Genomic DNA, 22,154 nt, shown 5'->3' with positions numbered 1-22,154 from the left:
CAATGGACAACGACCACCTGATCGACATGGCCAATCAGATCGGCGCATTCTTCGAATCGATGCCCGATCGCGACGAAGCGCTGACCGGGATCGCCGAGCATATCCGGCGCTTCTGGGAGCCGCGGATGCGACGCGCGTTGCTCGCCGCGCTCGACGACCCGTCGAGCGAAGCCGGGCAACGCGCGATGCCGATCGTGCGCGATGCGATCGCCGCGCATCGCGCGTCGCTCGTCCCTGCCGCAGCGCCCGCCTGACCGCCCGGCTACGCGGACACCGACATGCCCGCGAACCAGCTTTCGCAGTGGCGCAGCAACGCGTTGGCGTCGGTCGCCGTGCGTCCCCGCGCGGCGACATAGCCATCGGGCCGCAGCAGATAGAACGACGGCCGCGAGCGGCCGTATTCCTGCGCGAGCCCCGCCGCACCGTCGCCTTCGGCATCGGCGACGCGCCACACGCGCACCGCTTCCGGCATGATCCGTTCGAGCCCCTGCACGAGCGCCTGCGCATCGGCCGGGATCGGCGGCACTTCGCCGGCGTCGGTATTCACCGGTTCTTCCAGCAGCAACAGCGTGAAACTCGCCGGATCGTGAAGATCGTATAGCCGCGCCGTGCCGGGCGCCCGACCGAGCGGCCCGTCGAGCACGTGCACGAGCGCATCGGGCGCGCGCTCGCCCGCGCGCGGGCCGCCGTCGAGCACGCGCTCGAGCGTGAGCGGACTCTTCCGATACTGCACGCCGAGTTCGCTCACCGTGCGCCTGAGCGCGTCGCGCATCGGCCCGAACGACGCCAGCAGCGGCACGACATGATCGCGCAGCAGCTTCATCGCACCGCGTTCGGCTTCGACCACCTGGGTGACGAAACCAGTCTGCCGCAACACGTCGCGCTCGATCGGATGGCGCTCCGCGTGATACGTGTCGAGCAACCGCTCGGGCGCGCCTGCGCCGAGGACGCGCGCAAGCTTCCAGCCGAGGTTGAACGCCTCCTGGATGCCGGTGTTCATGCCCTGCGCGCCGGCCGGGCTGTGGACGTGCGCGGCGTCGCCCGCGAAGAACACGCGGCCATGACGCAGCCGGTCGACCATCCGGCTGTGCAGGTGGAAATAGGACGACCACGCGAGATCGCTTGGCGAGATCGACGCGCCGACGCGCGCGCGGATGATCGCGTCGCATTCCGCGAGCGACGGAGCCGGTGCGTCGGGCGACGCACCGCTGCCGGGCGGCCGGTCCGCCACGAGCCGGTAACGGCCGCCTCCCATCGGAAACAGGCCCGCGATGCCTGCGGGCGTCGTGAACAGATGGATCTCCTCGTCCGACCATTCGGGTATCGCCGCGAAATCGGCAAGCAGGAAAGTCTGTTCGAACGCATGCCCGGCAAAGCCGAGGCCGAGGAGATGCCTGACCGTGCTGTGCGCGCCGTCGGCGGCAATCAGGTATGACGGGGTGAACGACTCTTCGCGGCCGTCGGCGCGGCGCAGCGTCACGTCGAGCGACGTGCCGCCCGCGTCGCATGCGGTCAGCGTCGTCCCGCGTTCGACGGTCACGCCCAATGTGGCCAGGTGTTCGGCGAGCAGCCGCTCGGTGATGCTCTGATCGAGAAACATCAGATACGGATAGCGCGTTTGCAGCGGATCGAAATCGAGCCGTGCGATCACGCGGCCGTCGGCATGCAGCTCGGCCGCATGTGCGCGATGGCCGAGCGCGAGAAACGGTTCGACCGCACGATGCTGCTCCAGCAGCTCGAGCGTGCGCGCCTGGATGCCGATCGCACGCGAAAACGGCGCCGGCGCGACGAGACGATCGATGATGCGCACCGGCACGCGGGCACGCGCGAGGCTCATCGCCGCGGCAAGGCCGGTCGGCCCCGCGCCGACGATCAGCACGGGTGGGATATCGGACAGTGTGTCAGCCATGAGACCCTCGATGACACGCGACTCTGCAAGTCTACGCCGCTCCGCGTCACGGGGCCATATGCCGACCGGCCGATACGCGCCCGCGCCGCGCGGTGTGGGAAAATACGCGCTTTCCGCCAGTTTTCGCGTCATGGATTCCGCATTCGACCGGGCATACGCCGCGCACCGCGCGGGTCGCCTCGCCGAGGCCGAGCACGGCTATCGCAACGCGCTCGCCTCCAACCCCGCCGACGCCGACGCGCTGCACCTGTTCGGCGTGCTGCGGCACCAGCAGGGCCAGCACGCCGAGGCTGCCGATCTCGTCGGCCGCGCCGTCGCGCTGCGTCCGGACGATGCCGCGCTGCAGCTCAATCTCGGCAACGCGCTGAAAGCGCTCGGCCGGCTCGACGAAGCGATCGACCGCTTTCGCAACGCGCTGACGCTCGCGCCCGAGTTTCCGCTCGCGCACTACAACCTCGGCAACGCCTATGCGGCGGTGCAGCGTCACGACGATGCGATCGACGCCTTCGGCCGCGCGCTGCAGCTCACGCCCGACGACGCATCGATCCACAACAATCTCGGCAACGCGCTGAACGCGCTCGGCCGCCACGACGACGCGCTCGCCGCGTTCCGTCGCGCGCTCGAGCTCCGGCCCGGGCATGCGGGCGCGCACAACAATCTCGCGATGGCGCTGAGCGCGATGGGTCGCGCCGACGAGGCGATCGCGCACTTCCAGGCCGCGATCGCCGCGCAGCCGCGGTTCGTCGCCGCGCATTTCAATCTCGGCAACACGTTCGACGCGGTCGGCCGGCATGCCGAGGCGGCAGCCGCCTTCGAAGCCGCGCTCGCGCTGCACCCGCCGTTTCCGCTCGCGCTGTTCGGGCTCGCGAACGCACTCTGCGCGCAGGCGCGCCACCGCGACGCGCTGCCCTACTACGAACGCGCCGTCGGGCTCGATCCGTCGTTCGGGCTCGCGTGGCTGAATCTCGGCAACGCGCATCATGCGCTCGGCGCGCACGAGATGGCGCTGCGCGCATTCGACCAAGCGCTGCGCGTCGCGCCCGATCTCACGCTCGCGCGGCTGCATCGCGCGGTCACGCTGCTGACGCTGCGCGACTTCACGCGCGGCCTGCCCGCCTACGAAGCGCGCCACGAGACGCCCGGCGCGACGCCGCTCGGCGCGCTGCCGCGCTGGCAGGGCGAGCCGATTGCGTCGCGTACGTTGCTGATTCGCGCGGAACAGGGGTTCGGCGACACGCTGCAGTTCGTGCGCTTCGTGCCGCTGGCCCGCGCACGCTGCGCGCGCGTCGTGCTCGAAGTCCAGCCGGAACTCGTCGCACTGCTGACGCCGGCCGCGTCGCGCTGGCGCGTGACGCTCATCGCGCAAGGCGCCGCGAAGCCGCCTGTCGCGGACGTCGGCTGCACGCTGATGAGCCTGCCGTTCCTGCTCGGGCTTCAGCCGGAAGACATCGTCGGCTCGCGCTATCTCGATGCGCCCGACGGCGCCCGGCGGCGCTTTCGCGGGTCGCTCGGCGGGCAGTCGAAACGCAAGTTCGGCCTGGCATGGTCGGGGCGCCGGCAGGCGCAGGAAAACCGCTCGATGCCGTTCGACGCGCTCGCGCCGTTGCTCGCGCTGCCGGACATCGACTGGATCGTGCTGCAGCCCGCGCTGGACGACGACGAACGAGCGCGCGTCGACGCACATCCGCGCGTGCATCGCCTCGACGGCCGGCTGAACGACTTTGCCGATACGGCGGCGCTGATCGAACGGCTCGACGGCGTCGTCACGATCGACACGGCCGTCGCGCACCTCGCGGGCGCGCTCGGCAAGCCGCTGTGGGTCATGCTGCCGTTCGCGCCCGACTGGCGCTGGTTCACCGGCAACGACTGCCCGTGGTATCCGCAGGCCAGGATCGCCCGCCAGCCTGCGCCGGGCGCATGGCTCGACGTGGCGGCCGCGGTGGCCGACATGCTGCGCGAGGCATGACCGCCAACGAGAAAGGGAGCGCATGCGCTCCCTTTTTTCGATGCGATGCGCGGCCGACGCCGCGCGATAGACCGGCCGCCGTCAGGCCGACTTGTACTGGTTGCGCGCGTCGGCGGTGCGATAGAGCACGAGCGTCGCGATCAAGCCGCAGATCGCGGCCACGCTCAACCACAGCCCGGGCGCCGCTTTATTGCCCGTCTGGTGGATCAGCAGCGTCGAGATCGCCGGCGTGAAGCCGCCGATTGTCGTTGCCAGGCTGTACGCGAGCGAGAAGCCGGCCGTACGCACGTCGGCCGGCATCACTTCGGTCAGCGCGACGACCATCGCCCCGTTGTACGACGCGTACAGGAACGACAGCCACAGCTCGACCGCGAGCAGCCGCAGGAACGACGGATCGCCGACGAGCCACAGCACGGCCGGGTAAGCCGACAGCAACGTCAGCACGGTGAACGCGATGAGCACGGGGCGACGGCCGATGCGGTCGGACAGCGCACCGGACAGCGGCAGCCACACGAGGTTCGAGATCCCGACGCAGACGGTCACGACCAGCGCGTCGAGCGACGACAGGTGCAGCACTTCCTTGCCGAAGGTCGGCGTGTAGGCGGTAATCATGTAGAACGACACCGTCGTCATGATCACCATCCCCATGCCGGCCACCACGACACCCCAGTTGTCGAGCATCGAGCGCATGATCTCGCCCATCGTCGGGCGGTGACGCTTTGCAAGAAATTCGTCGGTCTCCTTCAGCGACCGGCGAATCAGGAACAGGAACGGCACGATCAGGCAGCCGATGAGGAACGGAATGCGCCAGCCCCACGCGGTCATTTCCTCGACCGGCAGCGCGCGGTTCAGCACGACGCCGACGAACGCGGCGAACACGACGGCCACCTGCTGGCTCCCCGACTGCCACGACGTGTAGAACCCCTTGTGGCCCTTCGTCGCGATCTCCGACAGGTAGACCGACACGCCGCCGAGTTCGACGCCCGCCGAGAAACCTTGCAACAACCGGCCGAACAGCACGAGCACCGGCGCCAGCACGCCGATCGTCGCGTATCCCGGTATCGCGGCCACCGTGAGCGTGCCGATCGCCATCAGCCCGAGCGTCAGGATCAGTCCCTTGCGGCGGCCGTGATGGTCGATATACGCGCCGAGCACGATCGCACCGACCGGCCGCATCAGGAAGCCCGCGCCGAATACCGACAGCGACAGCATCAGCGATGCGAAGGCGTTGCCGCTCGGAAAGTACGTTTTCGCGATGGCCGACGCGTAATACCCGTAGACCATGAAGTCGTACATTTCCAGGAAGTTGCCGCTGACGACCCGGAAGACGGTGCGGACTTTCGATTCCTGCGCGATGGCAGGGGATGCAGTGGACATGTTTTCTCGCTCAGCTCGGACGGCGCATACCGCACCGCATGAATCCGACGATGCACGACGCGCCGGGCCGAGCCGAGCCGGTGCGCACGGGCATCGCTGCCCGCCGGCGGCGCGTAACGGCGCGCCGCCGGCATGATTCGCGAATCATGCCACGTCAGCCCGACATTTGCCTTGTGGCGCCCTGTCATGACCGTCGCGGTATCCGTCTCGTACACGTCGCCCCGAAACGGGCACGAGAATCAGATTGATCTGATCGACCGGCATTCGCCTGCCGACCACAATGCAGGATTTGCGACGACATTTCCGCGCCGCGCCGGCACGGTCGCCCGTGTCGCACGGCGTACTCTTTTCATGACCCCATTGCCTCTCGTCCCGGTCGAAGGCGCGCTCGCCCGCCCGCGCGCCACCCCGCTCGATCACGTCCCGCCGTTCGGCCGCGAATGGCGACTCCCCGGTGCGCCCGGCACACGGCCCGGCAGGCCCTGCCTCGCGACACTGACGACGTCCTGCATCGATGTCGACCGGCCACACCACGCGTGCCGATGGCAACCGCTGCCTGCGGTGATATCGCTGCCGGCTTCGGTCGGGGTGGCCGTCACGCCGGCTGCGGCAGCCACCCGTCGCGTGCGCCGCCCTCACGACCGGCGCGCGATCTACGCCGTCTGCTGGAGCATCGGCGCACTCGGCATCATCGGCGGGCTGATCGGCGTGTACGACCCGCCTGCGGGGTTCGGTCCTGCATACGCGACGCAAGCAGCCGGCAGTTCGGCCGATGTCGTCGCAACATCGACCGGCACGATTCACGCCGCTACGGCACGACCTGGTACGTCGACGCACGTCATACCGCAGCGCAACGTGGCGACGCCTGTCGCGAACACGATCGGATCGCCGCCAGCCACGCATCGCATCGCAGTTCGCCCGGCGTCGCTTCACCCGCAAGCGGCGGCCGACGCGCGGCAGGTCCACCCTGCCTCGCCACGTCGGACAACCAGCCCGCGCGCAACGAAAGCACCGCCCCGCACACCGGTCGTGCCGCGGCTGGCCGCACATCCGTCGACCCAGCGCAGCGCGCGCCCCACCGGCACACCCGATCGGCTCGTTCCCCCGTCGCGTCTGGCAGACACGCGCGATACCCGCGACTCGCTCGACGATCCGGCCACGTTGATTACCATGGCGAACGCGCTGCGCGCCACCCAGCCCGCTCGCCCGGCGCCGCCGCCCGCGGCCGGTTTCGACTGGACGTCGCAACTATCGCACCGTCGCGTGACCGACGCGCCGGACGCGTTCGCTCACTGACGCCCGCGCAATAAAAAACCCGGCGAAGATCGCTTCGCCGGGTTTTTGCTCGTCTCGCTCCGTCCGTTCGACGAATCGTTACTTGTGCGCGGACAGCCCCGTCTCGGTCTGCTTCTCGAGTTGCCGCACCTGCTCCTGCAGATCGCGCAACTGCAACTGCGCAGCCCGCTTCTCGACCTGCAGCGCCTGTGCCTGCTCCTGCGCCGACTTCTGCCGCTGCGCGACTTCGGCCTGCTGGCTGCGCGCGATGCTCAAGTCGGCCTGCAACTGCTGCGCACGATTCGCCTGCAGCGCGATCACGCGTTCGAGAAATGCCTTCTGCGCCTGCAGCTCGGTCCGGCGGATCTCGATATCGGCAAGCTGCGCCGTCTGCTGGACGAAGTTCGCGTACACCATCTCCGCGCGGTTCTTTTCCTGCGAACGGATCACGCGCCACAGGTTCTTGTCCTGGAACAGCGCGACGTAGTACGTCATCTCCCGCGGATCGAACATCAAGCTCGCGCCGTAGCTGCCGTTGTACGTCGTGCGCATCTCGACGATCCGGCCGTCGTGCAGCAGTTGCGTCAGCTCGGCGACGTTGCCTTGCGCGGCGGCGTCCGTCGCGGCCGATGCCGCCGGCTGCGCGCCGCCGCTCAGGCTCGTGACCGCCGGACGCGTACCGGCGGCAGGTGCGGTCGCATCGGCGGACCAGGCCGTGCCCGCTTGTGCGCAGGCAACCAGCGCGACGATCCACGTCGCGCATCGTGCAGGGAAGAAGTTTCGGAAAGCCAACGTCAGACTCCGGCGAACGAATCGGAACTCGCGATTATCGTTCAAAACGAAACGGCCGCATCTCGAATTTATCGGAATGCGGCCGGCCGTCGTGCGACGCGAAAAATGCCGCGTACTACAGACGCGTTTCGCGCGCCGCGCGCAGGAACGCATCGAGCAGCGGCGTGCAGTCGAGCAGTTCCGAGCCGCCCGCGCGATGAAACTCCGGATGCCACTGCACGCCGACGACGAACGGCGAACGCCGATGGCGAATGCCTTCGATGATCCCGTCGCCGGCCGACACGGCCTCGATGTTCAGATCGCGGCCGAGATCGCGGATCGCCTGGTGGTGTATCGAGTTGACGATCGCTTCGCTGCGCCCCGGGAACATGCTCGCGAGCGTCGACGAGTCGGGGAAGCGGATCGCGTGGCGATGCTGGTCGTAATGCTCGCTCACGTGCGCGTTCGCGGTCGGCACGTCGGTGGCGATGTCCTGGTACAGCGAGCCGCCGAACGCGACGTTGATCAGCTGGCAGCCGCGACACACGCCGAGCACGGGTTTGCCGGACTCGACGAATTCGTGCAGCAGTTCGAGCTCGTACATGTCGCGCACGCGATCGCCCGGCCATTCGGGGCGCGCATCCGACGCCGCGTAGGTCTGCGGCGACACGTCGGCGCCGCCTTGCAGCAGCAGGCCGTCGAGATGCTTCGCGTAATCGCGCAGGCGGATGTTGCTCGGATGGATCATGCCTTGATGGCCGACCGTCGGAATCATGAACACGAGCACGTCGCGCGACATCACCCAGTGGGCGATCGACTCCTCGAGATACTGCAGCGTCTTGCCGCGCAACCCCTTCGCGCCCGGCTCCGGATGGAAGATCCGCGCCGACACGCCGATGCGCAGCGTGCGCTGCGTGATGCGCTGGCCGGCACGGTCGAACAGCCGTCGCGCGCGGGCCGCGACGATCCGGCCGAACACCGACCACGGCGTGTCGCTCTGCTTCAGGTAGGCCGGCGGCGCATTCTGCGCGTTCGCGGGCGGCGGCCGAGGCGTGTCGAAATCGGGCGGCGCGCCGAAGCCGGGCGGCGGCGAGCCGGGCTTCGGCGGCGCGGCCGAGGCGGCGCCATCACCGACGGCGCCCGCCGCGCCGGGCGCACCCGGCTCGGATGCGGCCGTGACGGGCGACGCACCGTCGTCGGCGACGTTCTCCGCGGCGGCCTGCGTGGCCGGCGCAGCGGGCGTTTTCGCCGGATCGGGACGGGGGGAATCGGAAGAAGCGGAAGAGGTGCCGGGCAGACCGGCCGGAGAAGGCGTGTTTTCGCTCATGACGATGGTCTGATGCGTCGCTCGCGCGTAGGGATAGACGAGGATTCATTATGCTTCAGTGCACGATCGCGCGGCAAACCGGCAACATCCTGTCGATATTGTTGCAAGTCGTTGGCCAGTCGCGCCGGAGAGCGGCCCGGTCACGCGCCCGCCTCGTATCGACCATGCTGGACATCGCTGATATATCACAATAATATCCAGAGATCGTTCATCCTTTCCGAGCCATCCGCGCCATGATCGCGCCCCTTCCGGCCCTTGCGCCGCACCCCGTGTGAGCACCCTCACCGACGTCGCCCGCGACCGCGCCGCCGCGTCGCCGGCCAGCCTCGCCGAGCGCGCGTACGCGCTGATTCAGCGGGACATCATCACGATGCGCCTGAAGCCGGGCGCCGCGCTCAACGAAGCCGATCTCGTCGCCCGCACGGGGATCGGCCGCACACCGGTGCACCAGGCCGTGCATCGGCTCGTGCTCGAAGGGTTGCTGTCCGTGATGCCGCGCAAGGGCCTGATGGTGCAGCCGCTGTCGCTCGACGACATCGTCGCGGTGATCGACGTGCGGCGCATCAACGAAGCGCACTGCGCCGAACTCGCCGCGCGCCATGCGACGCCCGACGATCTCGCGCGCCTGGCCGCGCTGCTCGACGACGGGCAGGCCTGCGTCGACACGCACGACGTCGAGGGCATGATGGCGCTCGACCGCGCGTTTCATCAGACGATCGCCGCGGCCGCGCGCAACGCGGTGCTCGCCGACATCCTGCGCGCACTGCACGATCGTTCGCTGCGCTTCTGGTTCGTCACGCTGTCCGAACCGCACCATCTCGCCGACGTCCAGCACGAGCACCGCGCGCTGTTCGATCGGCTGTCCGCACGCGACGCCGCCGGCGCGCGCGCAGCCGTCGAACGCCATATCGATTCGTTTCGCTCCACGCTTCTTCAACATCTTCGCCCCTGAGCCGCCATGACCACTTTCACGCCCTTCCCCCCGCTCGCCCAGCTCGCCGCCGATCTCGCCGCCGGCCGGACCACGAGCCGCGCGCTCGTCGACACCGCACTCGACCGGATCGCCGATCCGTCGGGCCAGGGCGCCGTCGTCTTCACCGAAGTCGATGCGGACAACGCCCGCGCGGTCGCCGACGCACACGACCGGCTGCGCGCTGCGGGCACCGTGCTGTCGCCGCTCGCGGGCATTCCCGTGTCGGTCAAGGATCTGTTCGACGTCGCGGGCCAGGTCACGCGCGCGGGTTCGCGCGTACTCGACGGCGCGCCGGCCGCGCGCACCGATGCGGTCGCCGTCGCGCGGCTCAAGCGTGCGGGCGCGGTGCTGGTCGGCCGCACCAACATGAGCGAGTTCGCGTTCTCGGGGCTCGGGCTGAATCCGCACTTCGGCACCCCGCGCTCGCCGTACCATCGCGACGTGCCGGGCGATGCACGGATTTCGGGCGGCTCGTCGTCGGGTGCGGCCGCATCGGTCGCCGACGGGATGGCTGCGGTCGCGCTCGGCACCGACACCGGCGGCTCGATCCGCATTCCGGCCGCGCTGTGCGGGCTGACGGGCTTCAAGCCGACCGCGAGCCGGATTCCGACGCAAGGCGGCGTGCCGCTGTCGACGACGCTCGACTCGTTCGGCCCGATCGGCCTGACGGTCGCGTGCTGCGCGCTCGTCGACCGGATGCTCGCGGGGCTCGAGCCGCACGTGCCGGCTGCCCGGCCGCTCGAGGGCGTGCGGCTCGGCGTGCTGACGAACTACGTGACGGACGGCGTCGATGCCGACGTCGCGACCGCGCTCGACACCGCGCTCAAGCATCTCGAAGCCGCCGGCGCGATCGTCACCGAAGTGCGCTTCCCCGCGCTCGACCGGTTGCCGGAGATCAACCGTTTCGGCTTCTCGCCGATCGAAGCGTACGCATGGCATCGCCCGCTGCTCGCCACCCATCGCGACCGGTACGACCCGCGCGTGCTGACGCGGATCCTGAAGGGCGAGCCCGCGACGGCCGCCGACTATCTGGACCTGCTCGCCGCACGCGCCGCGATGCTCGACGAGGCCGCGCACACGGTCTGGTCGCGCTTCGATGCGCTCGTCGCGCCGACGGTGCCGGTCGTGCCGCCGCGCATCGCCGAACTCGAAACGGACGACGACGCGTTCACGCGTACCAACGCGCTGATCCTGCGCAACCCCAGCGCATTCAACTTCCTCGATGCATGCGGGCTGTCGCTGCCGTGCCATCCGCGCGATGCCGCGCCGGTCGGCCTGATGCTCGCGGCGGCGCCGCATCGCGACGATGCGCTGCTCGCGATCGGCCAGTCGGTCGAAGCCGTGCTGAACACGATCCGCTGACCGCGCCAGCCGGTGGCCAGCCGTTCGCCGGCGGCCCGCGCGCGGTGCGGCAGGGTGCCGCACGCGCGCCGTCAGTTTCGTGCCAGACCGTTCGCGCTAAAATCGCGCGATTGTTTTCCGGACCGACCGACGAGGAACCCCGCCGACATGAACGACTACACGCTTGCACTACGCCGCGAACGCCGCCTGCTGATGCTGCTCGGATGGGTGTGCATCGCCCTGCTGGCCGGCGCGCTGTACCTGCAGTACGTGAAGAACGAAGACCCGTGCCCGCTGTGCATCATCCAGCGCTACTTCTTCTGCGCGATCGGGATCTTCGCGTTCCTGGCCGCGGGGATCCGCAACTGGCGCGGCATCTGGGTGCTCGAACTGCTGATCGCGATCGCCGCGGCCGGCGGCGTCGCCACGGCCGCGCGACACCTGTCGATCCAGATGAATCCGGGCTTCAGCTGCGGCTTCGACACGCTGCAGCCGATCGTCGACAGCCTGCCGCCCGCGCAGTGGTTCCCCGGCATGTTCAAGGTCGCCGGGCTGTGCGAGACCGTCTACCCGCCGATCTTCGGCATCCTGCTGCCCGGCTGGGCGCTGATCGGCTTCGCCGTGATCCTGATCGCGGTCGTCGCGAGCCTCTGGCGCCATCGCCGCAAGCTCGCGAGCTGACCGGCCGGCCGTTTTGCCGGCCCACGGCCTGCGCGGCCCGGCCGAATGGGCCGCGCGGCGCCGGCGAGTCGCCACCCGGTCGCGGCGGGTGCCTGCGCCGGCCCCGCCCGGTCGTCGCGTGTAAACCCCTACCCCGCCGCCGTCCGGATCGCCGAGCCGGCGTGCGTCGCGCAATCGCCGCGCTCGCGCCCGTCACGCGGGCGTTTCGGCCCGATGTGCATGCCTCGGCGCCCCGATCCCGCGCAGCGGGCCTATGATCGACATGGTCGCCGCCTGATAGCCCGGATCACCGCCCGCCCATGTTCCCGCCGCGTGGCGGTGCTATCTTCGGGACTGGATGGCGATCTACGTGCGCGAGGCCAGGCGGTCTCACCGCTGCCTGCGTAACGCGCGCCCGATCCGCAATGTCGACTGGATTCATCATGACAACGCAAACCATCCGCATCCGTCACCCTCATGGCGTCCGCGCGTCCGGCGGCGCCGTTCGCGCACGCCGTCGGTCCCCGGCCGCCGCACCGCATCGGCCGTGCAGCCGGGCTGCCCCGCTCCCGTCCGTCCTCGTTGCCGCCGCGCCCGCCAGCCCGCGCCGCGTGTCGTGCCGCGTCGTCCCGAACGGAGCGTGCTGATGGAAGCCTGGCTCGGCGATCTGCAGCAACTGCTCGCGCACGGCGAAGCGGCCGTGCTCGTGACGGTCGCGCACACCGACGGCTCCGCGCCGCGCGAGGCCGGCACCAAGATGCTCGTCACGCGCGACACGGCACGCCATACGATCGGCGGCGGTCATCTGGAATGGAAGGCGATCGAGATCGCGCGGCACCTGCTGAAGGACGGCGCGCACGTGCCGCACGCACGCCGGCTCGAGCGGCTCGCGCTCGGCCCGAGCCTCGGGCAGTGCTGCGGCGGCGCCGTGGTGCTCGCATTCGAGCGGCTCGACGTCGGCGATCTCGGCTGGATCATGTCGCTCGCGAAGCGCGTCGCGGCCGGCGCCGCGACCGTCCGTAGCGTATCATTCGGCCCCTCGCCGGGCGCGCCGCTGTTGAGCGAGCCCGAATCGGAAGCCGCGCGCGCCGACTGCCTGCTGTGGGAAACCGGCGGCGTATCGCTGATGACCGAAACGATCGCCCCGTACGCGTTCCCCGTCATGCTGTTCGGCGCCGGGCACATCGGCACCGCGCTCGTGAAGGTGCTGGCGACGCTGCCGTGCCACGTGCGCTGGATCGACCGGCCCGATGCGGTATTCCCGCCGGCCGACGCGCTCGCCGGCATCGGCAACCTCGCGATCGACGCGGCCGCTTCCCCGGCGGACGCGGTCGATGCAGCGCCGCCGCAGTCCTACTTCGTCGTGATGACGCACGACCACGCACTCGATTTCGCGCTGGCCGAGCGCATCCTGCGACGCGGCGACTATGCATACTTCGGGATGACCGGCTCGCACACGAAACGCGCGCAGTTCGATCATCGCCTCGCCGCGATCGGCATCGACCCGGCCCAGCTCGCGCGGATGCGCTGCCCGATCGGCGTCGAAGGCATCGTCGACAAGGCGCCCGAAGTGATCGCGATCTCGGTGGCCGCGCAGTTGCTGCAGGCCGTCGAGGCGAATGCGTCCGCGCAGGCTTCCCCATCCTACTGACCGACCAAGAACGACGCCATGACCCCGACATTCAAGGACAAGATTGCCCGCGCACCGAAAGCGGAACTGCATATCCATATCGAAGGCTCGCTCGAGCCCGAGCTGATCTTCGCGCTCGCGCAGCGCAACGGCGTGAAGCTCGCGTACGATTCGATCGATGCGCTGCGCGCCGCATACGCGTTCACCGACCTGCAATCGTTCCTCGACATCTACTACGCCGGCGCGAGCGTGCTGCTCACCGAGCAGGATTTCTACGACATGACGGCCGCGTACTGCGAACGCGCGCTCGCCGACAACGTCGTCCACACCGAACTGTTCTTCGACCCGCAGACGCACACCGAGCGTGGCGTGCCGATCGAGACGGTCGTCGCGGGCATCGAGCGCGCACTCGCCGATGCCGAACGACGCGGGCTGTCGAGCAAACTGATCCTGTGCTTCCTGCGCCACCTGTCCGAAGAAGATGCGCTCGCGACGTTCGAATCCGCATTGCCGCTGTTCGAACGCTATCGTCATCGCCTGATCGGCGTGGGCCTCGATTCGTCGGAGCTCGGCCATCCGCCGACGAAGTTCGCACGCGTGTTCGAGAAGGCGCGCGCGCTCGGGCTGAAGCTCGTCGCGCACGCCGGCGAGGAAGGTCCGCCCGCGTATATCTACGAAGCACTCGACGTGCTGAAGGTCGACCGGATCGACCACGGCGTGCGCAGCATCGAGGATGCGGCGCTCGTCGAACGCCTCGCGAAGACGCGCACGGCGCTCACCGTCTGCCCGCTGTCGAACCTGAAGCTGTGCGTGTTCGACGACATGGCGAAGCATACGCTGAAGGCCCTGCTCGACCGTGGCGTGGCGGTGACGATCAATTCCGACGATCCGGCCTATTTCGGCGGCTACGTCAACGAAAACTACTTCGCGACGGCCGAAGGGCTGCAACTCACGGACGCCGAAGTCCATGCGGTGATCCGCAACGGCTTCGAGGCGTCGTTCATCGAGCCGGCGCAGCGCGACGCACTGTACGCGCGCCTCGACGCTTACTGGAAGGCCGCGTGACGACCCGCATCGAGGAACGCTAGACGGATGAAACACGGCAACGACATTCGCTTCGCGATCACCGGTTCGGCCTGGCGCCGGGCCGGCCGGCTGCGTGCAGGCGGAGTGACCGTGCAGCGCGTCGTCGCCTGCTTGCACCGGCCGTCGCGGCTTGCCGTGCCGTTCGCCGTCGTACCGGATGCGGGCGCACCGGTTGCGGACGCAACGGCCGCGAGGTGCGCGGGCAACCACTCGTTGGCGGCTCCGGCCGCCAAGTTCACCCGCGCCGTTGCCCCGGCCGTGCCGCACGTCGCGTGCCGCCGCCGCTCGCGAAGCACCGTCCCGCCGCCATGCGGCGTCGATCGCCTTCTTCCGTTCGCCTTACCTTGATGCAGGACCTTTCGTCATGACGCAAACCGCTTTCCGTTCCCAACTGCTGACCTTCAACGGCGACCCGGCGCAATCGAGCCAGGCCGCGAACTACGAGACCGACGGACTCCTGATCGTCGACGCCGGCAAGGTCGTCGCGGCCGGCCCGTATGCACGGCTCGCCGCGACGCTTGCGCGCGACGCGGTGGTCCACGACCTGCGCGACAAGCTGATCGTGCCCGGCTTCATCGACACGCACATCCACTATCCGCAGACGGACATGATCGCGTCGCCGGCCCCGGGCCTGTTGCCGTGGCTCGACAAGTACACGTTCCCGACCGAGCGCCAGTTCGGCGACCCCGAGCATGCGCGCGAAGTCGCCGAGTTCTTCGTCGACGAACTGCTCGCGTGCGGCACGACGAGCGCGCTCGTCTACTGCACGGTGCACAAGCAGTCGGCCGATGCGCTGTTCGCGGCGAGCGACGCACGCGACCTGCGGATGATCGCGGGCAAGGTGCTGATGGACCGCAACTGCCCCGAATTCCTGCGCGACACCGCGCAATCGGGCTATGACGACAGCGCCGAGCTGATCGACCGCTGGCACGGCAAGGGGCGCCAGATGTACGCGCTCACGCCGCGCTTCGCGCCGACGTCGACCGAGGCGCAGCTCGAGGCGTGCAGCGAACTCGCGCGCCGCCATCCGGACGTGTTCGTGCAAAGCCACGTCGCGGAAAACGTCGACGAGGTGAAATGGGTGGCCGAGCTGTTCCCCGGCCACCGCAGCTATCTCGACATCTACGACCGCTACGGGCTGCTGCGTCCGCGCGCGGTGTACGGCCACTGCATCCACCTCGACGACGAGGATCGCCGCCGGATGGCCGAGACGCGCACCGTCGTCGCGCACTGCCCGACGTCGAATTTCTTCCTCGGCAGCGGGCTGTTCGATTTCGACAAGGCCGGCGAATACGACGTGCCCGTCACGCTCGCGACCGACGTCGGCGGCGGCACGTCGTTCTCGATGCTGCAGACGATGAACGAGGCGCACAAGGTCGCGCGGCTGTCGGGCCATCATCTGACCGCCACGCGGATGTTCTGGCTCGCGACGGCCGGCGCCGCGCAGGCGCTCGACCTCACGGACACGGTCGGCACGCTCCAGCCGCGCACCGAAGCCGATTTCGTCGTGCTCGACCCGCAGGCGACGCCGCTGCTCGCGCGCCGCACGAAGCGCGCGGATTCGCTCGAGGAACTGCTGTTCGCGTTCGCGCTGCTCGGCGACGACCGCGCGGTGTACCGCACCTATGCGGCCGGCGAACTCGTGCACGAGCGCGGCGCCGCTCGCCGCCCCACCGCCGCGTAACGCCCGGCGGGCACGCCGTTCCGGCAGCGCGGCAGCTTCGCCGCCGTGCATGCCGGCGATCGAATGCACGGCGGCCGGACCGCTTTCCCGCGTGCAATGCGCCGTGCTAGAATTCGCCGCTCATTGGGGAGTAGCCGCTCCGCTCGATGTCCCGCGCCACCGGCGCGCATCGTGACGGAGGCGTCCGTCAACAGACTTGGCCGTTCGGCCATGGCGGGCGCAGCCACGTTGGCCTGGCGAGACCGATGGTTCACAGCGCGCCGCATCAGGGCCCGGCGCGCGGTGGATCGTCGCTCGCACGCACAACAACGGCCCGTGGAACCCCATTCGTGTCTCAAGCCTTCCTGATCTCCACCGGCGCCGTCGCCCTCGCTGAAATCGGCGACAAGACCCAACTGCTTTCCCTCGTCCTGGCTGCGCGCTATCGCAAGCCGATGCCGATCATTCTCGGCGTGCTCGTCGCGACGCTCGTGAATCACGGGTTCGCCGGCGCGCTCGGCGAATGGCTGGGCGTACTCGTCACGCCGTCGATCATGCGTTGGGCGCTCGCGTTCTCGTTCATCGCAATGGGGCTGTGGATTCTCGTGCCGGACAAGCTCGACGAGGACGAAGCCAATGCGACCCGCTCGCGGCTCGGCGTGTTCGGCGCGACGCTCGTCGCGTTCTTCCTCGCCGAAATGGGCGACAAGACGCAGATCGCGACCGTTGCGCTGGCGGCGCGCTTCCAGGATTACATCGGCGTCGTGGCCGGCACGACGTTCGGAATGATGCTCGCGAACGTGCCGGCGATCCTGCTCGGCGACCGCTTCGCGCACCGTCTGCCGACGAAGCTCGTGCACGGCATCGCGGCCGTGCTGTTCGTCGTGCTCGGCGTGCTGGCGCTGCTGGGTATCGGGGTTTGACGCAGGTTTGACTCCCGCTCGATGCAGGCGAGCGAGCGGCGCGGCCGCGCGGCCGCGCCCGTACCGCGATCGCGTTACTTCGCGACCGCCGCGCCCGACGCCGGGGCCGCCGGCACCGCGCGCTCGTTGGCGGCTGGCGCGGCCGGCCCGCCGCGCTTGTCGACCGGCAGCCGCACGGTGCGGATCGCGCCGTTCGACAACGGGAAATCGGCGAGCGCGCTGCGCGCGAGGAACGGCATCGCGTACAGCAGCGCGCCGTTGTCGCCGGTGGTGCGCGCGGTCACGTTGTAGACCTCCTTGCCGGTCGCGCGCTCGGTGATCCGGATGCCGAGCGTGTAATCGAACACCTGGTAGGTCTGCGCGACATAGCCGGCCGGCATCCCGCCCCATGGCCCCCACGGGCCCCACGGCCCGCCCCGCCAGTACGGCCCCGGCCCCATGAACCACGGGTCGTAGTAGACCGGCTGCGGCACCGTCACCAGATCGCTGCCGACGCCGTACGTCAGGCCGACCAGATAGCGCGCCTGCGCGGCCGGCACCTGGCGGAACGCGTACACAGACAATTCGTTCGCGACGATCGGCTCGTAGGTCGACTGCTCGATGCTGTGCTTCTGCGCGTCGGTGCGCGTGAAGGCGTAAGTGCGTGTCGCGTCGCTGCCGCTCCAGTCGGAGAAGGCCGTGACCTGCGTCGTCACGTAGCTCGTGCAGCCCGCCAGCAGCGCCACGCACAGCACCGCAACCCAGCCCGCACCGCGTTGTATCCATTCGCGTTTCATGTCGATCCTCGTCGATCCGTCACCCGTTCGTCGCACCGCGCGAAGCGCACGGGATGCCGATAATACGCGGACTCCCGGAAGCGGTAAAAAGTTCGCAGCGGCACGCGGCGGCAAGCCTTTGTACAATGGCCCGGTTCGCCCGGCCCGCGCCGCGGGCCCGATCCCCACTCCACCGATCTCGACGACCATGTCCGACAACGCCTCCTCCACCGTGATCCGCCGCGCCGACTATACGCCGCCGGCCTTCCTCATCGATGCCGTTGCACTCGAATTCGATCTCGCGCCGGCCCGCACGATCGTCAGGAATACGATGCGCGTGCGCCGCAATCCGGACGCCGCGCCCGCGCCCCACCTGGAACTGATGGGCGAGGCGCTCGAATTCCTCGGCGCGCGGCTGGATGGCGCGCCGCACGGCGCGGTGCGCGCGCACGAACACGGCCTGACGGTCGAGAACGTGCCCGAGGCGTTCGAGCTGACGCTCGAAAGCGCGTGCGCCCCCGATCAGAATACGACGCTGTCGGGCCTCTACGTGTCGAGCGGCAACTTCTTCACGCAGTGCGAAGCCGAAGGCTTTCGCCGCATCACCTACTTCCTCGACCGCCCCGACGTGATGGCGTCGTACACCGTCACGCTGCGTGCCGACAAGGCCGCGTACCCGGTGCTGCTGTCGAACGGCAACCTCGTCGATTCGGGCGACCTGCCCGACGGCCGCCACTTCGCGAAATGGGAAGACCCGTTCCGCAAGCCGAGCTACCTGTTCGCGCTGGTCGCGGGCAAGCTCGTCGCGATCGAGGAAACGATCACGACCGGCTCCGGCAAGGAAAAGCTGCTGCAGGTGTGGGTCGAACCGGCCGATCTCGACAAGACGCGCCACGCGATGGATTCGCTGATCCACTCGATCCGCTGGGACGAAAAGCGCTTCGGTCTCGAGCTCGATCTCGACCGCTTCATGATCGTCGCGGTCGGCGATTTCAACATGGGCGCGATGGAAAACAAGGGGCTCAACATCTTCAACACGAAGTACGTGCTGGCGAACCCCGAGACCGCGACCGACACCGATTTCGCGAACATCGAGTCGGTGGTCGGCCACGAGTACTTCCACAACTGGACCGGCAACCGCGTGACCTGCCGCGACTGGTTCCAGTTGAGCCTGAAGGAAGGCCTGACGGTGTTCCGCGACCAGGAATTCTCGGCCGACATGGCCGCGGGCGACGACGTCGAATCGGCGGCCCGCGCGGTGAAGCGCATCGAGGACGTGCGCGTGCTGCGCCAACTCCAGTTCGCCGAGGATGCCGGCCCGATGGCGCACCCGGTGCGCCCGGAGAGCTACGTCGAGATCAACAACTTCTACACGATGACGGTCTACGAGAAAGGCTCGGAAGTCGTGCGGATGTACCAGACGCTGTTCGGCCGCGACGGCTTCCGCAAGGGGATGGATCTCTACTTCAAGCGCCACGACGGCCACGCGGTGACCTGCGACGACTTCCGTCACGCGATGGCCGACGCGAACGGGCGCGACCTCGCGCAATTCGAGCGCTGGTACAGCCAGGCCGGCACGCCGCGCGTGTCGGTGCGCACCGCGTACGACGCGGCCGCGCGCCGCTATACGATCACCCTCGCGCAAGGCTACGGCGACGCGTCGCCGGCCGCGCGCGAAACGCAGCAGGGGCCGCTGCTGATCCCGTTCGCGATCGGCCTGATCGGCCGCGACGGCCGCGACCTGCCGCTGCGTCTGGACGGCGAAGCCGCCGCATCGGGCACGACGCGCGTGCTCGAGTTCACCGATACCGAGCAGACCTTCACGTTCGTCGACGTGCCGGAAGCGCCGCTGCCGTCGCTGCTGCGCAACTTCTCGTCGCCGGTGATCGTCGAGTACGACTACAGCGACGACGATCTCGCGTTCCTGCTCGCGCACGACAGCGATCCGTTCAACCGCTGGGAGGCCGGCCAGCGCCTCGCGACACGCGCGCTGCTGACGCTCGCCGCACGTGCCGCCGCCGATGCGCCGCTCGCGCTCGGCGGGAATTTCGTCGCCGCGTTCCGTCGCGTGCTGACCGATGAAAGCCTGTCGCCGGCATTCCGCGAACTCGCGCTGACGCTGCCGTCGGAAACCTATCTCGCCGACCAGATGGCCGAGGCCGACCCGGCCGCCGTGCATCGCGCGCGCCAGTTCGTGCGCCGCCAACTCGCGAGCGCGCTGCGCGCCGACTGGCTCGCCGCATACGAACGGCACCAGACGCCCGGCGCCTATGAGCCGACGCCGGAAGCCTCGGGCCGCCGCGCGCTGAAGAACCTCGCGCTCGCGTATCTCGCCGAACTCGACGATCCGACCGATGCTGTGCGCCTCGCCACGGCCCAGTACGACGCGGCGAACAACATGACCGATCGCGCGGCTGCGCTCGGCGCGCTGCTGTCCGCGGCCGCCGCGGGCGCGAACGGGCCGGCCGAGCACGCGCTCGACGACTTCTACCGTCGCTTCGAGAAGGAGGCGCTCGTGATCGACAAGTGGTTCGCGATGCAGGCGGCGCAACGCGGCACGCCCGCGCAGCCGACGCTCGCGAAGGTGCGCAAGCTGCTCGCGCACCCCGCGTTCAACCTGAAGAATCCGAACCGTGCGCGCTCGCTGATCTTCAGCTTCTGCGCGGCCAACCCCGCGCAATTCCACGCGGCGGACGGTTCGGGCTACGCGTTCTGGGCCGAACAGGTGCTCGCGCTCGACGCGATCAACCCGCAGGTCGCGGCACGCCTCGCGCGCTCGCTCGAACTGTGGCGCCGCTTCACGCCGACGCTGCGCGACCGGATGCACGAAGCGCTCGAACAGGTCGCCGCCAGCGCGAAATCGCGTGACGTGCGCGAGATCGTCGAGAAAGCGCTCGCGTAAGTCGGGCGACCGACGCTGTCGCGTCCGCGCGATCGAGCCGGCGCCGCCCGACGCGGCGCCGGCTTTTTTATTGCGCGTGCCCGTCCTGAAAGCAGACGCACGCGCGGGGTCGGACCGCGCGGCGTCCCTGCGTCGCGATGCACGCCCCACCCGTCATCGCCGCCCGACCCCGGCCCGATTCGGCGGCCCGGCCATGTAACCGGACGAAAAAAGCCGGCGGCATCGGAAGCGCGACGGGTAAAATTGCGGCCATTCAAGGATTCTTTGGCCTTTCGGAGTCTGTCATGTCCATTGCCCGCCGCACCACGCTGTCGAAGTTCCTGATCGAACAGCAACGTGAGACCAACAACCTCCCCGCCGACCTGCGCCTGCTGATCGAAGTCGTCGCCCGCGCGTGCAAGGCGATCAGCTACAACGTGTCGAAGGGCGCGCTCGGCGAGGCGCTCGGCACCGCCGGCAGCGAGAACGTCCAGGGCGAAGTGCAGAAGAAGCTCGACATCCTGTCGAACGAAATCCTGCTCGACGCGAACGAATGGGGCGGCAACCTCGCCGCGATGGCGTCGGAAGAAATGGAAACGTTCTTCCCGATCCCCGCGAACTACCCGCGCGGCGAATACCTGCTCGTGTTCGATCCGCTCGACGGCTCGTCGAACATCGACGTGAACGTGTCGATCGGCACGATCTTCTCGGTGCTGCGCTGCCCGGACGGCAAGCAGGCGACCGAAGAATCGTTCCTGCAGCCCGGCACGCAGCAAGTCGCGGCCGGCTACGCCGTCTACGGCCCGCAGACGGTGTTCGTGCTGACGACCGGCAACGGCGTGAACTGCTTCACGCTCGATCGCGAAGTCGGCTCGTGGGTGCTCACGCAGAGCAACATGCAGATCCCGGCCGACACGCGCGAATACGCGATCAACGCGTCGAACGCCCGCCACTGGTACGACCCGGTCAAGCGCTACGTCGACGAACTGAACGCCGGCAAGGACGGCCCGCGCGGCGACAACTTCAACATGCGCTGGATCGCGTCGATGGTGGCCGACGTGCACCGGATCCTGAATCGCGGCGGCATCTTCATGTATCCGGCCGACAAGCGCACGCCCGATCGTCCGGGCAAGCTGCGCCTGATGTACGAAGCGAACCCGATGTCGTTCATCGTCGAACAGGCGGGCGGCGCCGCGACGACCGGCACGCAGCGCATCATGGAAGTGCAGCCGACCGGCCTGCACCAGCGCGTGCCCGTGTTCCTCGGCTCGAAGAACGAAGTCGAGCGCGTGACCGGCTATCACGACGAAGCAAAATAATTGCACTGCAGCACTGGACGGAGGCGCGAGACATCAGTACAATCGCGCCTTCGCGATGTGGCCCTAACGGGTCGCGTCGCAGTGAAGTGAAAGCGGAAAGTCCGCCGGATCGAGGGTTTCGCGAAGCAGCCGCAGCAAGCTGAAAAAATTTCGCAAAACCTATTGCCAAGATCGCGGATTTCACCATATAATTTCATTTCTCCGCTGCCGGTGTAGCTCAGTTGGTAGAGCAGCGCATTCGTAATGCGAAGGTCGTAGGTTCGACTCCTATCTCCGGCACCAAGACATAAAGGTCTGA

At 68.9% G+C, this 22,154-nt stretch carries 18 protein-coding genes, 1 tRNA gene and 1 riboswitch; of the genes, 14 read left to right on the top strand and 5 right to left on the bottom strand.

The window, feature by feature from the left end; all coding sequences use genetic code 11:
• Positions 1-2 precede the first annotated feature (2 nt).
• A complete protein-coding gene (locus tag WT97_RS25335; RefSeq protein ID WP_059499978.1) occupies positions 3-254 on the top strand; it encodes a formate dehydrogenase subunit delta in 252 nt (83 codons plus the stop codon).
• An 8-nt stretch (positions 255-262) separates the two neighbouring features.
• Here WT97_RS25335 and WT97_RS25330 read toward each other — a convergent pair whose 3' ends face one another.
• Entirely contained in the window at positions 263-1,909 is a 1,647-nt protein-coding gene (locus tag WT97_RS25330; protein WP_060033555.1) for an FAD-dependent monooxygenase, read from the bottom strand.
• Between the two features lie 58 nt (positions 1,910-1,967).
• Here WT97_RS25330 and WT97_RS25325 point away from each other — a divergent pair, with 58 nt between their 5' ends.
• Positions 1,968-3,875 (top strand): tetratricopeptide repeat protein, encoded by a 1,908-nt coding sequence (locus tag WT97_RS25325; protein ID WP_060354619.1) that lies wholly within the window; start codon positions 1,968-1,970, stop codon positions 3,873-3,875.
• 81 nt (positions 3,876-3,956) lie between these two features.
• Here WT97_RS25325 and WT97_RS25320 read toward each other — a convergent pair whose 3' ends face one another.
• The gene (locus tag WT97_RS25320) at positions 3,957-5,252 is read right to left on the bottom strand and encodes an MFS transporter (protein ID WP_034206702.1); all 1,296 of its coding nucleotides are present in this window, start codon (positions 5,250-5,252) and stop codon (positions 3,957-3,959) included.
• Positions 5,253-5,603: 351 nt separating this feature from the next.
• Between WT97_RS25320 and WT97_RS25315 the strand changes: the two genes are divergently transcribed.
• A complete protein-coding gene (locus WT97_RS25315) occupies positions 5,604-6,548 on the top strand; it encodes a hypothetical protein (RefSeq protein WP_179949811.1) in 945 nt (314 codons plus the stop codon).
• A gap of 78 nt (positions 6,549-6,626) precedes the next feature.
• On the opposite strand, the gene WT97_RS25310 is transcribed toward WT97_RS25315, so the two are convergent.
• Together WT97_RS25310 and WT97_RS25305 are read right to left on the bottom strand one after the other, a co-directional pair.
• On the bottom strand, positions 6,627-7,319 hold the full coding sequence (locus tag WT97_RS25310) for a DUF2968 domain-containing protein (protein WP_059791552.1): 693 nt from the start codon (positions 7,317-7,319) through the stop codon (positions 6,627-6,629).
• 115 nt (positions 7,320-7,434) lie between these two features.
• Positions 7,435-8,625: a gamma-glutamyl-gamma-aminobutyrate hydrolase family protein gene (locus WT97_RS25305; RefSeq protein WP_059499974.1), complete on the bottom strand. Its 1,191-nt coding sequence runs from the start codon at positions 8,623-8,625 to the stop codon at positions 7,435-7,437.
• Between the two features lie 271 nt (positions 8,626-8,896).
• Between WT97_RS25305 and WT97_RS25300 the strand changes: the two genes are divergently transcribed.
• From WT97_RS25300 to WT97_RS25265, 8 genes are all read left to right on the top strand, one after another.
• Positions 8,897-9,577 carry a GntR family transcriptional regulator gene (locus tag WT97_RS25300; protein WP_059499973.1) on the top strand — a complete coding sequence of 227 codons (681 nt, stop codon included), beginning with the start codon at positions 8,897-8,899 and terminating at the stop codon, positions 9,575-9,577.
• A gap of 6 nt (positions 9,578-9,583) precedes the next feature.
• A complete protein-coding gene (locus WT97_RS25295; protein ID WP_060354618.1) occupies positions 9,584-10,960 on the top strand; it encodes an amidase in 1,377 nt (458 codons plus the stop codon).
• Between the two features lie 147 nt (positions 10,961-11,107).
• Positions 11,108-11,620: a disulfide bond formation protein B gene (locus WT97_RS25290; protein WP_059499971.1), complete on the top strand. Its 513-nt coding sequence runs from the start codon at positions 11,108-11,110 to the stop codon at positions 11,618-11,620.
• Positions 11,621-12,245: 625 nt separating this feature from the next.
• The gene (gene xdhC, locus WT97_RS25285) at positions 12,246-13,250 is read left to right on the top strand and encodes a xanthine dehydrogenase accessory protein XdhC (RefSeq protein ID WP_059499970.1); all 1,005 of its coding nucleotides are present in this window, start codon (positions 12,246-12,248) and stop codon (positions 13,248-13,250) included.
• A gap of 18 nt (positions 13,251-13,268) precedes the next feature.
• Positions 13,269-14,294, top strand: a complete 1,026-nt coding sequence (locus WT97_RS25280) for an adenosine deaminase (protein ID WP_059499969.1) — start codon at positions 13,269-13,271, stop codon at positions 14,292-14,294.
• Positions 14,295-14,321: 27 nt separating this feature from the next.
• Positions 14,322-14,663: a hypothetical protein gene (locus WT97_RS25275; RefSeq protein WP_257128554.1), complete on the top strand. Its 342-nt coding sequence runs from the start codon at positions 14,322-14,324 to the stop codon at positions 14,661-14,663.
• Between the two features lie 16 nt (positions 14,664-14,679).
• Positions 14,680-15,999: a guanine deaminase gene (gene guaD, locus WT97_RS25270; RefSeq protein WP_059499968.1), complete on the top strand. Its 1,320-nt coding sequence runs from the start codon at positions 14,680-14,682 to the stop codon at positions 15,997-15,999.
• A 113-nt stretch (positions 16,000-16,112) separates the two neighbouring features.
• Positions 16,113-16,250: riboswitch (yybP-ykoY riboswitch) on the top strand.
• A gap of 78 nt (positions 16,251-16,328) precedes the next feature.
• Entirely contained in the window at positions 16,329-16,901 is a 573-nt protein-coding gene (locus tag WT97_RS25265) for a TMEM165/GDT1 family protein (protein ID WP_059499967.1), read from the top strand.
• Positions 16,902-16,975: 74 nt separating this feature from the next.
• Here WT97_RS25265 and WT97_RS25260 read toward each other — a convergent pair whose 3' ends face one another.
• Positions 16,976-17,677 (bottom strand): DUF4136 domain-containing protein, encoded by a 702-nt coding sequence (locus WT97_RS25260; RefSeq protein WP_059499966.1) that lies wholly within the window; start codon positions 17,675-17,677, stop codon positions 16,976-16,978.
• A 187-nt stretch (positions 17,678-17,864) separates the two neighbouring features.
• Here WT97_RS25260 and pepN point away from each other — a divergent pair, with 187 nt between their 5' ends.
• From pepN to WT97_RS25245, 3 genes are all read left to right on the top strand, one after another.
• Positions 17,865-20,558 carry an aminopeptidase N gene (gene pepN / locus WT97_RS25255; RefSeq protein WP_060354617.1) on the top strand — a complete coding sequence of 898 codons (2,694 nt, stop codon included), beginning with the start codon at positions 17,865-17,867 and terminating at the stop codon, positions 20,556-20,558.
• A 284-nt stretch (positions 20,559-20,842) separates the two neighbouring features.
• Positions 20,843-21,856, top strand: a complete 1,014-nt coding sequence (locus WT97_RS25250; RefSeq protein WP_006485729.1) for a class 1 fructose-bisphosphatase — start codon at positions 20,843-20,845, stop codon at positions 21,854-21,856.
• 206 nt (positions 21,857-22,062) lie between these two features.
• Positions 22,063-22,138, top strand: a tRNA-Thr gene (locus WT97_RS25245).
• The last annotated feature ends 16 nt before the right edge of the window (positions 22,139-22,154 follow it).

The organism is Burkholderia sp. MSMB1459WGS, assembly GCF_001534535.1.
Lineage (GTDB): Bacteria > Pseudomonadota > Gammaproteobacteria > Burkholderiales > Burkholderiaceae > Burkholderia.
The sequence above is the reverse complement of the archived record's forward strand: the minus strand, read 5'-3'. Positions and strand labels throughout refer to the sequence as shown.

Bases quoted from the DNA above. Each gene is read 5' to 3' on its own strand.
- WT97_RS25335 (WP_059499978.1), top strand. From the start codon at position 3: ATGGACAACGACCACCTGATCGACATGGCCAATCAGATCGGCGCATTC.
- WT97_RS25330 (WP_060033555.1), bottom strand. From the start codon at position 1,909: ATGGCTGACACACTGTCCGATATCCCACCCGTGCTGATCGTCGGCGCG.
- WT97_RS25325 (WP_060354619.1), top strand. From the start codon at position 1,968: ATGCCGACCGGCCGATACGCGCCCGCGCCGCGCGGTGTGGGAAAATAC.
- WT97_RS25320 (WP_034206702.1), bottom strand. From the start codon at position 5,252: ATGTCCACTGCATCCCCTGCCATCGCGCAGGAATCGAAAGTCCGCACC.
- WT97_RS25315 (WP_179949811.1), top strand. From the start codon at position 5,604: ATGACCCCATTGCCTCTCGTCCCGGTCGAAGGCGCGCTCGCCCGCCCG.
- WT97_RS25305 (WP_059499974.1), bottom strand. From the start codon at position 8,625: ATGAGCGAAAACACGCCTTCTCCGGCCGGTCTGCCCGGCACCTCTTCC.
- WT97_RS25295 (WP_060354618.1), top strand. From the start codon at position 9,584: ATGACCACTTTCACGCCCTTCCCCCCGCTCGCCCAGCTCGCCGCCGAT.
- WT97_RS25290 (WP_059499971.1), top strand. From the start codon at position 11,108: ATGAACGACTACACGCTTGCACTACGCCGCGAACGCCGCCTGCTGATG.
- xdhC (WP_059499970.1), top strand. From the start codon at position 12,246: ATGGAAGCCTGGCTCGGCGATCTGCAGCAACTGCTCGCGCACGGCGAA.
- WT97_RS25280 (WP_059499969.1), top strand. From the start codon at position 13,269: ATGACCCCGACATTCAAGGACAAGATTGCCCGCGCACCGAAAGCGGAA.
- WT97_RS25275 (WP_257128554.1), top strand. From the start codon at position 14,322: ATGAAACACGGCAACGACATTCGCTTCGCGATCACCGGTTCGGCCTGG.
- guaD (WP_059499968.1), top strand. From the start codon at position 14,680: ATGACGCAAACCGCTTTCCGTTCCCAACTGCTGACCTTCAACGGCGAC.
- WT97_RS25260 (WP_059499966.1), bottom strand. From the start codon at position 17,677: ATGAAACGCGAATGGATACAACGCGGTGCGGGCTGGGTTGCGGTGCTG.
- pepN (WP_060354617.1), top strand. From the start codon at position 17,865: ATGTCCGACAACGCCTCCTCCACCGTGATCCGCCGCGCCGACTATACG.
- WT97_RS25250 (WP_006485729.1), top strand. From the start codon at position 20,843: ATGTCCATTGCCCGCCGCACCACGCTGTCGAAGTTCCTGATCGAACAG.